The sequence below is a fragment of the Azospirillum sp. TSO35-2 genome (assembly GCF_003116095.1).
Lineage (GTDB): Bacteria > Pseudomonadota > Alphaproteobacteria > Azospirillales > Azospirillaceae > Azospirillum.
On record NZ_LGRA01000013.1, the window covers coordinates 344,798 to 356,534 of the forward strand.

The 11,737-nt window shown below is 67.4% G+C and carries 11 protein-coding genes; 3 read left to right on the top strand and 8 right to left on the bottom strand.

Annotation, left to right across the window (positions count from 1 at the left end):
- Nucleotides 1–304: 304 nt before the first annotated feature.
- On the top strand, nucleotides 305–2,941 hold the full coding sequence (locus TSO352_RS08920; protein ID WP_247871992.1) for a glycosyltransferase family 2 protein: 2,637 nt from the start codon (nucleotides 305–307) through the stop codon (nucleotides 2,939–2,941).
- A gap of 90 nt (nucleotides 2,942–3,031) precedes the next feature.
- Entirely contained in the window at nucleotides 3,032–3,598 is a 567-nt protein-coding gene (locus tag TSO352_RS08925; protein ID WP_109106987.1) for a hypothetical protein, read from the top strand.
- A gap of 215 nt (nucleotides 3,599–3,813) precedes the next feature.
- Here TSO352_RS08925 and recA read toward each other — a convergent pair whose 3' ends face one another.
- The 8 genes from recA to flgB all read right to left on the bottom strand — a co-directional run bounded on the left by recA (nucleotide 3,814) and on the right by flgB (nucleotide 11,137).
- Entirely contained in the window at nucleotides 3,814–4,893 is a 1,080-nt protein-coding gene (gene recA / locus TSO352_RS08935; protein WP_109106988.1) for a recombinase RecA, read from the bottom strand.
- Nucleotides 4,894–5,046: 153 nt separating this feature from the next.
- The gene (locus TSO352_RS08940) at nucleotides 5,047–7,572 is read right to left on the bottom strand and encodes a PAS domain-containing sensor histidine kinase (protein ID WP_247871993.1); all 2,526 of its coding nucleotides are present in this window, start codon (nucleotides 7,570–7,572) and stop codon (nucleotides 5,047–5,049) included.
- Between the two features lie 96 nt (nucleotides 7,573–7,668).
- The gene (gene flhB / locus TSO352_RS08945; protein WP_109106990.1) at nucleotides 7,669–8,745 is read right to left on the bottom strand and encodes a flagellar biosynthesis protein FlhB; all 1,077 of its coding nucleotides are present in this window, start codon (nucleotides 8,743–8,745) and stop codon (nucleotides 7,669–7,671) included.
- A gap of 19 nt (nucleotides 8,746–8,764) precedes the next feature.
- Complete coding sequence (fliR, locus tag TSO352_RS08950) at nucleotides 8,765–9,535, bottom strand: flagellar biosynthetic protein FliR (protein WP_109106991.1); 771 nt, start codon at nucleotides 9,533–9,535, stop codon at nucleotides 8,765–8,767.
- Nucleotides 9,532–9,891 (bottom strand): flagellar biosynthetic protein FliQ, encoded by a 360-nt coding sequence (locus TSO352_RS08955; RefSeq protein ID WP_109106992.1) that lies wholly within the window; start codon nucleotides 9,889–9,891, stop codon nucleotides 9,532–9,534. Before TSO352_RS08955 ends, fliR begins: the two co-directional genes overlap by 4 nt.
- Nucleotides 9,892–9,928: 37 nt before the next feature.
- Complete coding sequence (gene fliE / locus TSO352_RS08960; protein WP_109106993.1) at nucleotides 9,929–10,228, bottom strand: flagellar hook-basal body complex protein FliE; 300 nt, start codon at nucleotides 10,226–10,228, stop codon at nucleotides 9,929–9,931.
- Nucleotides 10,229–10,262: 34 nt separating this feature from the next.
- A complete protein-coding gene (flgC, locus tag TSO352_RS08965) occupies nucleotides 10,263–10,673 on the bottom strand; it encodes a flagellar basal body rod protein FlgC (protein WP_109106994.1) in 411 nt (136 codons plus the stop codon).
- 59 nt (nucleotides 10,674–10,732) lie between these two features.
- The gene (flgB, locus tag TSO352_RS08970; RefSeq protein WP_109106995.1) at nucleotides 10,733–11,137 is read right to left on the bottom strand and encodes a flagellar basal body rod protein FlgB; all 405 of its coding nucleotides are present in this window, start codon (nucleotides 11,135–11,137) and stop codon (nucleotides 10,733–10,735) included.
- Between the two features lie 301 nt (nucleotides 11,138–11,438).
- Here flgB and TSO352_RS08975 point away from each other — a divergent pair, with 301 nt between their 5' ends.
- Complete coding sequence (locus tag TSO352_RS08975; protein ID WP_109107375.1) at nucleotides 11,439–11,717, top strand: EscU/YscU/HrcU family type III secretion system export apparatus switch protein; 279 nt, start codon at nucleotides 11,439–11,441, stop codon at nucleotides 11,715–11,717.
- Nucleotides 11,718–11,737: the final 20 nt, after the last annotated feature.

An 11,737-nucleotide genomic window follows, 5' to 3' on the forward strand; every position in this document is an offset into this window, starting at 1 on the left:
GATTGCGGTGGCCATGCTGCGAAATGGCAACGGGCCCGGACGGAATAAACCGAAAGCTGGTCTGTTGATAGCCGGCAGTGGCGGGGCAACCGCGAAACTTGTATAGAATGCCGGGCGCGCCGGGCAAACGGTGGCGCGGCCTTCGGTGGATGGTCCAAGGGTTCCGGGTTCGGTCCGAGGCGATGGTTCGGGGCGGCATGACCGCCCTTGCGCCATGTCCGCGGGCCTTTTGGTGTTTCGGGTTCGGATCGGTCCAAGCGGGCCGGTCCGGTGACTTTCGGTGCGGCGAGCGAGAACGACCCCCATGCGCAAATCGGCCTTCCTGGTCCTGATTCTGGTGATCCTCGGCAACGTCGCCCTCTGGGCGCTGTGGAACCGGCCGGTGGCGGAGCGGTCCTGGGCCGGCGCCATCACCGGCGTCGCCTACACCCCCTTCCATTCCGACAAAAGCCCATCGAAGGGCGACAAGGCGTCCGCCGAGGACATCGAGAAGGACATGACGGCGCTGGAAGGCGCCGTGAAGGCGGTCCGCACCTACTCCACCACCGACGGGTCGGAGATGGTGGCGGCGATCGCCGGCAAGCATGGCCTGCCGGTCACCGCCGGCGCCTGGACCACCGGCAAGCCCGAGATCGACGAGCCGGAACTGGCCGGCCTGATCAAGGTCGCCCGCGCCAACAGCAACGTCCGCCGCGTGCTGGTCGGCAACGAGGCGATCCTGCGCGCCGACCTGACCGTCCCGCAGGCGATCGACTACATCAAGCGGGTCAAGAAGAAGGTCAACGTCCCGGTGTCGATCGCCGAGCCGTGGCACGTCTGGCTGAAGCACCCGGAACTGGTCGAGGCGGTTGATTTCCTGGCCGTCCACCTGCTGCCCTATTGGGAAGGCGTGCCGGTCGACCAGTCGGTCGACTACGCCATGTTCCGCTACAACGAGCTGAAGACCAAGTACCCGAACAAGCACATCCTGATCGGCGAGATCGGCTGGCCGGCCGACGGCCCGTGGCGCCGCGGCGCCGAGGCGAGCCAGGTCAACCAGGCGAAGTTCATCCGCAACTTCCTGAACGTCGCCGCCCAGAACAAGCTCGACTACTTCATCATGGAGTCGTTCGACCAGCCCTGGAAGCGCGAGATCGAGGGCACGGCCGGCACGAGCTGGGGCCTGTGGGACTATCAGCGCAACCCGAAATTCCCGATGATCGGCGGGGTGAACGAGGTCCGCAACTGGGAGATCAAGTGCGGCACCGCGGTGGCGCTCGGCTTCCTGCCGTTGGTGTTCTTCCTGTGGCGCCGCCCCGACCTGAAGATCGGCGGCCAGATCTTCTACGGCGCGCTGATCCAGGCGGTCGCCTCCGTCCTCGTCTTCACCGTCAGCGCCGCCTCGGCCGCCGGCCTCGCGACGACCACCGAGATCGCCTGGGGCTTGCTGATCTTCTGCCAGCTCGTGCTGTTCGCGGTGATGCTGATCGACGGCATGGAGCTGACCGAGGTCGTCTGGCAGAACAAGTTCAAGCGCAAGTTCATCCCCTGCTCCGCCGCGCCCTTGCCCAACGCGGCGAAGGTGTCGATCCATGTGCCCTGCTACAACGAACCGCCGCACATGGTGATGCAGACGCTGGACGCGCTGGCCCGGCTCGACTACCCGAACTATGAAGTGCTGCTGCTCGACAACAACACCAAGGACCCGGCGGTCTGGCGGCCGGTCGAGGAGTATTGCAAGAAGCTGGGGCCGAAGTTCCGCTTCTTCCACCTCGACAACTGGCCCGGCTTCAAGGCCGGCGCGCTGAATTTCGGTCTGGCGCAGACCGCACCCGACGCCGAGCACATCGCGGTGATCGACAGCGACTATCAGGTCCACCCCGATTGGCTGAAGGCAACCATCCCGCACTTCAACCGGCCGGAGGTCGGCTTCGTCCAGTCGCCGCAGGACTACCGGGAGTGGGAACACGACCTGTTCCAGCGCATGACCAACTGGGAATACGCCGGCTTCTTCCACATCGGCATGATCCAGCGGAACGAGCGCAACGCGATCATCCAGCACGGCACCATGACCATCATCCGCAAGTCGGCGCTGGAAAAGGTCGGCCGCTGGGGCGAGTGGTGCATCACCGAGGACGCCGACCTGGGCCTGCGCCTGTTCGAGCACGGCTATGAAGCCGTCTACATGCCGGAGAGCTACGGCAAGGGCCTCGTCCCCGACAGCTTCTCCGCCTACAAGACGCAGCGCTTCCGCTGGGCCTATGGCGCGGTGCAGATCCTGAAGCACCATTGGCGCCAGCTGTCGCCGGGCGCCAAGGAGCTGACCACCGGGCAGAAGTACCATTTCATCACCGGCTGGCTGCCCTGGTTCGCCGACGCCGCCCACATGGTGTTCGGCATCGCCGGCATCCTGTGGTCGATCGGCCTGATGGCCTTCCCGAAATACTTCGAGTTCCCGCCCAACGTCTTCATGATCCCGACGCTGAGCGTCTTCGCCTTCAAGGTCGGCGCCTCGCTGTGGCTCTACGAGGCGCGGGTGAAGTGCGGCTTCTGGGACAAGGTCGGCGCCGCCATCGCCGGCATGGCGCTGACCCACACCGTCGGCCGCGCCATGTGGCTGGGCATCTTCACCTCCGGCCGGCCCTTCGTCCGCACGCCGAAGTGCGAGAACCAGCCGGCGCTGATGCAGGCCTTCCTGATGGCGCGCGAGGAGCTGGTGCTGCTGGTGTCGCTGTGGGGCGCCGCGCTGGCCATCGTCCTGGTGTTCGGCCACGAGAACCGCGACGCCTTCATGTGGTCGGGCCTGCTGGTGGTGCAGTCGCTGCCCTATCTGGCCGCCTTCGTCACCGCGCTGATCAACGTCTTCCCGACCATCGGCTTCGGCAAGAGCAAGCCGCAGGCCGACACGGGCGCCGGCAAGGACGGGACCAAGGACGCCGTCGGCGCCGGCGCCGGCGACTGAGCGACCGGACGGGATTGGCGCTTTCGCGTTGACGGCGGCGCCAATCCTGCCAGACTTGACCATTGAGGGGTTGTCCCTGGAGGCGGGTCCATGTCCGGAAGCGGCATCGGTTCACCGGAGTTCACCGTTCGCACCGCCACCGGCGTCGAACGAACCGGGAGCGCGACCGACCGCCGCCAGCGCCGCAACCCGCGCCAGGAGTTGCACGACCGGCAGCAGGAACGGCGCGAACAGAACCCGCCCAACCCGCAGCGCCGCCGCCTCTACGATCTGCTGTTCGACGAGGTCGACCAGTTCGACGGGCTGAACGACCGCCAGCGCGACCGGCTGAAGGCCAACCTCCGCGACCACCTGACCGCCCGCGCCCCGCCGCCCGCCGCGACGCCGCCACCGGAGCACGACGAGGAGGCGCTCGCCGCCGCGGTGCTGAACGATCCGGCCGCCGCGGTTCCGGTCGATCCTGAACACATCGTCCGCGCCGCGACCGGAGCCGGCGAGTCCCAATCGGCCGAAGATGCGGAAACCGCGAGGTTGGCGCAGCAACTGCGCGACTGCCTCGCCCGCAACAGCGACCGCGCCCGCAAGGTCGCGGTCTACCTGCACCTGCTGCTGACGCTGGAGGGCGCGTTCCGGCCGCATATGATCGTGGATGTGTAGGCGGGGCGTGGTGAAGTGTCGACTTCGAAGCCCCCACCTATCCTCCCCCGCTGGGCGGGGGAGGGACTGCCGCCACTCTCCCATATAAGCACCAGTCTCCTCCCCCGCCCAGCGGGGGAGGATTAAGGTGGGGGCTTCGAAGCCGACACCGCCCAAAGAAAAAGCCCCGCCTCCCTTTCGGAAGACGGGGCCTTCAACCATCAACCCGCCGCGGCTCACTCCGGAGTGGAGGCTTCGGCGTCGGTTTCCGGGGTGCCCATCATCGCGTCGGCGACCAGACCGGCGTTGCCGCGGATCTTCGCTTCGATCGCGTCGGCCATCTCCGGGTTGTTGCGGAGATAGGTCTTGGCGTTCTCGCGGCCCTGGCCGATGCGGGTGCCGTCGTAGCTGAACCACGCGCCCGATTTGTCGACCACGCCGGCCTGGATGCCGAGGTCGAGCAGTTCGCCGACCTTCGACACGCCTTCGCCGTACATGATGTCGAACTCGACCACGCGGAACGGCGGGGCCATCTTGTTCTTCACCACCTTGACGCGGGTCTGGTTGCCGACGACGGCGTCGCGGTCCTTGATCGCGCCGATGCGGCGGATGTCGAGGCGGACCGAGGCGTAGAACTTCAGCGCGTTGCCGCCGGTCGTCGTCTCCGGGTTGCCGAACATCACGCCGATCTTCAGGCGGATCTGGTTGATGAAGATGACGAGGCAGTTCGACTTGGAGATCGAGCCGGTCAGCTTGCGCAGCGCCTGGCTCATCAGGCGGGCGTGCAGGCCGACGTGGCTGTCGCCCATCTCGCCTTCCAGCTCGGCGCGCGGCACCAGGGCGGCAACCGAGTCGACCACCAGCACATCGATGGCGCCGGAGCGCACCAGCGTGTCGGCGATCTCCAGCGCCTGCTCGCCGGCGTCGGGCTGCGAGATCAGCAGGTCGTCGACCTTGACGCCGAGCTTGCGGGCGTAGGACGGGTCGAGGGCGTGTTCAGCGTCGATGAAGGCGCAGGTGCCGCCGCCCTTCTGGGCCTGGGCGATGGCGTGCAACGCCAGCGTCGTCTTGCCCGAGCTTTCCGGCCCGTAGATTTCGATGATGCGGCCCTTCGGCAGGCCGCCGATGCCCAGCGCAATGTCGAGGCCGAGCGAGCCGGTGGACACCACCTCGGTCTCGACCAAGTTCTCCTTGGTGCCAAGCTTCATGATCGAGCCCTTGCCGAACGCACGTTCGATCTGGCTCAGGGCGGCATCGAGCGCCTTCTGCTTGTCCATGGAATCCTTCTCGACCAAACGAAGCTGTGCGGACGACATGCCCGTTACCCCTCTCTTAGAACACACGGTCGGCGCTCTTGCAACGAGGCTGAATGTACTCTTTCCGTTCTCATTTGCAAGGGCTGATGTTGCCGTGACGTTCCTATTTTCCGGCCTGTTTTTGGGGCCCGTTTCGAGGGCGCGCGGACGGGCTCACCGCCCCTCGCGGATCACCTCCTTGACCTTGGAGGCGAGCTGCTTCAGCGAGAAGGGCTTGGGCAGGAAATGGGCAACCTCCACCCCGTCGATCTCGCCCAGCCGGTCCTCGGCGTAGCCGGAAATGAAGATCACCCGCATCTCCGGCCGCAACCGGCGGACGTGGCGGGCCAGCGTCGGGCCGTCCATCTGCGGCATCACCACGTCGGTGATCAGCAGGTCGATGCGGGCGCCGTCGGTTTCGATCTGCTGGAGCGCCGCCTCGCCGTTCTTGGCCTCCAGCACCTGATAGCCCTTGTTGCGCAGCGCCCGGGCGGAGAAGACACGCACGGCGTCCTCGTCCTCGACCAGCAGGATGGTGCCGGTGCCGGTCAGGTCGCTGCCGCGCCGCTCGCGCGGTTCGGCGGTGTCGACCGGGCGCAGGTCGCCCTGGTGGTGGGGCAGCAGGATGGTGAAGGTCGTCCCCTCCCCCACCGCCGAATCGACCAGCACGAAGCCGCCGGTCTGCCGGACGATGCCGTACACCGTCGACAGGCCGAGACCGGTGCCCGACCCGACCTCCTTGGTGGTGTAGAAGGGCTCGAAGATGCGCTGCAGATTCTCACGGGGAATGCCGCAGCCGGTGTCGATCACCTCGACCGACACGTAGGAGCCGGCGGGGATCGTCTCGTGCTCCCGCCGCTCCGGCTGTTCGACGAGGTAGTTGGAGGTGTTGACGGTCAGCTTGCCGCCGCCGGCCATGGCGTCGCGCGCGTTGACCACGAGGTTGATGATGACCTGCTCCAGCTGGTTCTGGTCGACCTTGACCAGGCCGAGGTCGCGGCCGTGGATCATCTTCAGCTCGATGTTCTCGCCGATCAGCCGGCGCAGCAGGTTCGCCAGCTCGGCCAGCACGTCGGTGACGTTGATGACGCGCGGCTGCAGGGTCTGCTGGCGCGAGAAGGCCAGCAGCTGCCGCACCAGGTTGGCGGCGCGGTTGGCGTTCTGCTTGATCTGCATGATGTCGCTGAAGGACTGGTCGCCCGGCTTGTGCCGCAGCAGCAGCAGGTCGCAGAAGCCGATCATCGCGGTCAGCAGGTTGTTGAAGTCGTGCGCCACGCCGCCGGCCAGCTGGCCGACCGCCTGCATCTTCTGCGACTGGGCGAACTGGGCCTCCAGGCTCTTGCGCTCGGTCATGTCGATGAAGTGCAGGATCAGGCCGACGCTGGCGCCGGCCGGTCCATCACCGCGCACCGGGGCGGCCAGCCGGCGGGCGTAGAGCTGGGCGGTCAGCTCGTGCCCGCCCGACAGACGGACCTCCAGCGGGGTCGCCGGATCGGCGCCGCCCTGCACCGCGGTCAGGCGGGCGGACACCGCCTCGCGCTCCGCCGGGACGATCAGCTCGGCCATCGGGCGGTTGATGACGCTGCCGGCCTCGCTGCCGATCAGCGTCAGGAACGCCTCGTTGCACTCGGTCAGTTGCCCGGTCCCGTCGACCAGGGCGATGCCGATCGGCGCGTCCTCGAAGAAGCGCTGGAACCGCTGTTCCGACTGGCGCAACGCCTCCTGCCACTCGCGCTCCGGCGACAGGTCGCGCACCACCGAACGGGTGTGGACCGAGGCGCCGTCGTCGGCCAGCACGACGCTCTGCGCCACCGCCACCTGGAAGCGGCGGCCGTGCAGCCCGACCATGGTCAGCTCGCCGCGTTGCTCGGCGCCGCCATGGTCGAACAGGTCATAGGGGGCGGCGGCCGGCGGCGGGGCGGCCAGGATGTCGTGCAGGCGCCGTTCGCCGTCGGTCAGGTCGCCCGGCGACGCTTCCAGCCATTGCGCCAGCGTCGAGTTGACGAACATGAACTGCCCGTCCTCGTCGACCGAGAAGAAGCCGACCGGTGCGTGTTCCATGAAGTCGGCGAGCTTGGACTGCTCGCGCAGCATCACCTGCTCCAGCTCGCGCCGGGCGGTGATGTCCTCGACCCGCCAATGGGCCGATCCCGGAAAGCCCGCCACCGGCTGGCCCTGGACCCGGCGCCATTCCGGCGGGTGGCCGTCCAGCGCCGGCATCGCCAGCTCGGCCGAGGCCACCGCCCCGGCCCGCACCCGTTCGCGCAGGCGGCGGAATTCGCGCGCGCTGTCGGGGTCGCCGGCGAACTGCCGCGCCAGCGCGTCCAGCGGCCGTTCGCCGCGGCGCCAGCCCGCCAGCTCGCGGAAGGCGGCGTTCACGAAGATCACCCCATCGGCGGCGTCGCAGAGCAGTTGCCCGGCCGGCATCCCTTCCAGCGCGCCGGACAGCAGCGCGCCGACGCGCGCCGACCGCCGCGCGACAATGACGCTGCGGCCGATCAACAGCCCAACGCCGGCCGCCGCCAACCCGGCGCCCAGCCAGCCGACCGGGTCGTTGTTCAGCAGCAGCCCGGCGGCCAGCACCAGCACGCCGACCGGGGCCACGCCATACTGGAGCAGCGCCAGGGCACCGCCGGGCGGGGGACCACCGACGGAGGTGGTTCGAGCGTTTTCGGAAAGGGAAGTCGTCGTGTCGTCCACCAAAACTCCAGCCCACCCGGTCATCGCCGGACCTCGTCGGTCGCGGCCTTCCATCGCGTGTCCCGGTCGCGATCGAACATCACGGCCCGGGCGGGCTCAGTTGCGCAGCGTCCGCCCCTTGAGCTTGAAGACATAAGTAATGACTTCGGCGACCGCCCGATAGTGCTCGGATGGAACTTCCTCGTCGATATCGCAAGCGGCATAGAGCGCACGGGCGAGAGGCGGGTTTTCTATGACCGGAACCTTGTTGGCCTCGGCGACCTCGCGGATCTTGAAGGCCACCTGGTCAACGCCCTTGGCCAGCACCATCGGCGCGCCCATCTGCGACGGGTCGTATTTCAGCGCGATCGCGTAGTGGGTCGGGTTGGTGACCACCACGTCGGCGCTGGGCACCGCCGCCATCATGCGCTTGCGCGCGCGTTCGAAGCGGATCTGGCGGATGCGGCCCTTGACCATCGGGTCGCCTTCCTGCTGCTTGTGCTCGTCCTTGACCTCCTGCTTGGTCATCTTCATGCGCTTGTCAAACTGGTGCTTCTGCCACAGGAAGTCGCCGGCGGCGAGGAAGGTCAGCACCACCAGAACCCCGACCAGCAGGCGATAGGCCAGCGCGTCGACCTGTTTCAGCAGGGCCATGATGTCGATGCCGATGAAGGCCTCGATGCCGCCGAACATCGGCCTCAGCGCCAGATAGGCGACGCCGCCGACCACCGCCAGCTTGGCGATGCTCTTCAGCAGCTCCACCGCCTGGTTGGCCTTGAACATGTTCATCAGGCCGGGCAGCGGGTTCAGCTTGCCGAACTTCGGCGCGATCAGCCCCCAGGAGACGTGGAAGCCGGTCTGCCCGACGGTCGACAGCACGGCCGCCCCGACGAACAGCAGGATCGGCAACCACAGCGCCGCCATCGCGTCCATCATCACCCGGAACAGCAACGCCCCCACCCCGGCGCGGTCGAAGGTGAACTCGTCGAGATTTTCGAAATAATAGTTCAGGCGGAAGACCATCCGCTTCATCGTGCCGGGCAGGATGGAGATCAACACCACCAGCATCGTCGCGACCGCCAGCCAGTTCGCGACCTCGCGGGTCATGGCGAACTGGCCTTCCTCATGGGCCTGATCGAGCTTCTTGGATGTCGGGTCCTCTGTTTTGGAGGACTCGTCCGCGTCTTCCGACACCGGCGTCTCCTTCCCGGGGCTAGAGCGGCTTCAGCAGGTCGATGAAGGTCGATTCGAACCGCGACAGCCAGAACATCATCATCGCGCCAAGCGTCAGCGCGAACATGAACAGACCGAGCAGCACCTGGACCGAGGTGAAGAGCTGGAACACCTGCACCTGCGGCGCCAGCTTGTTCAGCAGGCCGAGCGCCAGCGCGAACAGCATCCCGGTGATCAGGAAGGGCGCCGACATCTGCACACCCAGCAGGAAGGTCTTCGACACCAGCTGCCCCACCACGTTGGCCATGTCGTCGACCGGGATCGCCGCCCCCGGCACGAAGCTGACGTAGCTGTCGACCACCGCCATGATCAGCAGATGGTGCAGGTCGGTGACGAACAGCAGCAGCAATCCCAGCCAGCCCAGCAGCGAACCGGGCAGCGAGCCCGCCGTCGCCAGCGCCGGGTTGAAGATCTGGGCGTTGGACAGGCCGGTCTGCAGGCTGATGATGGTGCCGGCGACCTCCAGCGTGCCCATCAGCAGCCGGGCGATGGTTCCAAGGAAGATGCCGACCGTCATCTCACCCGCCGCCAGCACCACCAGTTGCAGCGGTCCGGCCGGCATCGGCGGCAGTTGCTGCCGGATCGCCGGGGCCACCACCACGCTGACCGCCAGCGCGAACAGCAGGCGGGCGCGTGTGGGGACGAAGGCGTCGCCGATGGTCGGCATCACGCTGAACGCCGTGCCGACGCGCAGGAAGACCATCATCCAGACGAAGATCTGCTCGCCCAGAAGTTGCTGCAGAACGCTCATCCGCCGGCCGCCGCCGCGGTGGGCGCCGCGGCCGGGCTGATGCCGGTGCCGGGGGTGAAGGGGGCGCCGCCATTCTCGGTCGCGCCGACGCCGATGGCGACGATGCGGTCGGCCACCTCATGCTCGAAGAAATCGGTCAGCTTGCCCAGCATGAAGGGCATCAGCAGGATCGACAGGCCGAACACCAGCAGCACCTTCGGCACCATCGCCAGCGTCTGTTCGCTGATCTGGGTGACGGCCTGGAAGATGGAGATCACGGTGCCGACCACCATCATGATGACGAGAATCGGCCCACTCACCATCACCAGCGTGACGATCGAGGTGCGGCAGAGCGCGATGACTTCGGTCTCGTTCATGGCGGCAGCCCGGATGGCGATGCGGACGGGCCGGCCGTCACATCGGCATGCGCAGGATTTCCTGATAGGCGTTCAGCACCTTGTCGCGCACCGCGGTGACGGTCTGGAGCGTGACCTCGGCGTTGGTGACGGCCTGGACCACGTCGTTCAGGTCGGCCTTGCCGACCGCGGCCAGCGCCGACATGTCCTCGCTCTTCTTCAGGGTGCCGATCGATTCCTTGGCCGCCTGCTCCAGCACGTCGCCGAAGGACACGCCGTCGCGCGCGGCCATGCCGGGGCCGGTCGTCTTGGCGGCGGTGGTGGCGTAGGCCGCGGCGGCGTTCAGCGGATTGATCATGGCGGCGGTTCCGGTGTGTCAGGGGAGCGGTGGGTCAGGCGCGCAGGATGTCGATGGTGCGCGTCAGCATCTGGCGCGCGGTGTCGATGGCGGACAGGTTGGCCTCGTAGCTGCGCTGGGCCTCGCGCATGTCCATCGCCTCCACCACGGTGTTGACGTTGGGCAGCAGGACATAGCCGTCGGCGTCGGCCGAGGGGTGGGACGGGTCGTAGCGACGCTGGAAATCGGACTTGTCGACGTCGACCTTGGCGACGCGGACCTTGTCGACGTCCATCGACCGGTCCAGCTCGTTCTTGAAGGTGACGGTCTTGCGGCGGTACGGCAGGTCGCCCGGCGTCTCCGCCGTGGTGGTGGCGTTGGCCAGATTCTCGGAAATGACCTTCAGGCGCGTGCCCTGCGCCTTCATGCCCGAGGCGGACACCGCCATCGACTTGTAGAGATCCATCGCAACGCCTCCTCAAGACCGCAACCGGCCATCAAACGCCGGCTATCGATCGCCCGCCGTCAACTTCCCGACCGGATCGCCGATTTGATCATCGCCACCTGTTTCTTGTACAGGTTGGTGATGGTCTGGTAATCCATCGAATTCTGGCTCATCCGCATCATCTGGTCTTCCAGGACGACGTTGTTGCCGTCCGGCGCCGTCTCATACGGGTCGCGCACCTTCTGTTCCTGTGCCGTGCCGCCGGCCCCGCGCGTTCCCGCCAGATGCGACGCGTTGGTCGCCACCGGCGTCAGCCGCCGGCTGTCGGACAGCGCGTCGCGAAAGGAGAAGGGCTTCAGGTCCTTGCCCTTGTAGTCCGGCGTGTCGGCGTTGGCGATGTTCTGCGACAGGACTTCCTGACGCTGGGTCAGCCAGTCCATCTTGCGCGACATCAGCTTGAAAAGGCCGAGATTTCCGAGGTCCATGGCCCGCGATCCGCTGCTTCCGGCCGCGACGCCCGGCCCGGGGGGGGGAAAGCCCCTGGAAACCGGTCGAACGGCATCACCATCGATGGTCGCCGGTTTGCGTTAACGAAGGATGAATCATCCCGGACCACACCCGCCGGCGCCGCAGGCTTTACACTTCGTTAAGCCTGCCGGTCCAGGATGCCGCCATCGTTCCGAACCGCCGGCCGGCAGGAAGCATCGCTTGACCGCGCATTCCCGTTCCTCAACGCCGCCGGGTGCGGCGGCCGGCGCCTCGGCGTCGCGGCCCGCCCGCCGCCCGGTGGCCGTCGCGCTGAAATACGCGCTGGGGACGCAGACCCTGCCGCGCATCGTCGCCACCGGCAAGGGCACCGTCGCCGAGCAGATCCTGGAGGTCGCCTTCGCCAACGGGGTCAAGGTGCGCGAGGACGCCGACTTGGTCGAGATCCTGTCGGCGATCGAGGTCGACAGCGACATCCCGGTGGAGGCGATCGCCGCCGTCGCGGAAGTCCTGGCCCACGTCTACCGCGCCAACGGCACCCTGCCGCCGGCCCCCCACGAGGAGGAGGATACGCCATGACCCGCCCCCCCGCCCCTCCT

What these genes read in the sequence shown, in the direction of transcription:
- TSO352_RS08920 (WP_247871992.1), top strand. Translation starts at nt 305, where the DNA reads ATGCGCAAATCGGCCTTCCTGGTCCTGATTCTGGTGATCCTCGGCAAC.
- TSO352_RS08925 (WP_109106987.1), top strand. Translation starts at nt 3,032, where the DNA reads ATGTCCGGAAGCGGCATCGGTTCACCGGAGTTCACCGTTCGCACCGCC.
- recA (WP_109106988.1), bottom strand. Translation starts at nt 4,893, where the DNA reads ATGTCGTCCGCACAGCTTCGTTTGGTCGAGAAGGATTCCATGGACAAG.
- fliR (WP_109106991.1), bottom strand. Translation starts at nt 9,535, where the DNA reads ATGAGCGTTCTGCAGCAACTTCTGGGCGAGCAGATCTTCGTCTGGATG.
- TSO352_RS08955 (WP_109106992.1), bottom strand. Translation starts at nt 9,891, where the DNA reads ATGAACGAGACCGAAGTCATCGCGCTCTGCCGCACCTCGATCGTCACG.
- fliE (WP_109106993.1), bottom strand. Translation starts at nt 10,228, where the DNA reads ATGATCAATCCGCTGAACGCCGCCGCGGCCTACGCCACCACCGCCGCC.
- flgC (WP_109106994.1), bottom strand. Translation starts at nt 10,673, where the DNA reads ATGGATCTCTACAAGTCGATGGCGGTGTCCGCCTCGGGCATGAAGGCG.
- flgB (WP_109106995.1), bottom strand. Translation starts at nt 11,137, where the DNA reads ATGGACCTCGGAAATCTCGGCCTTTTCAAGCTGATGTCGCGCAAGATG.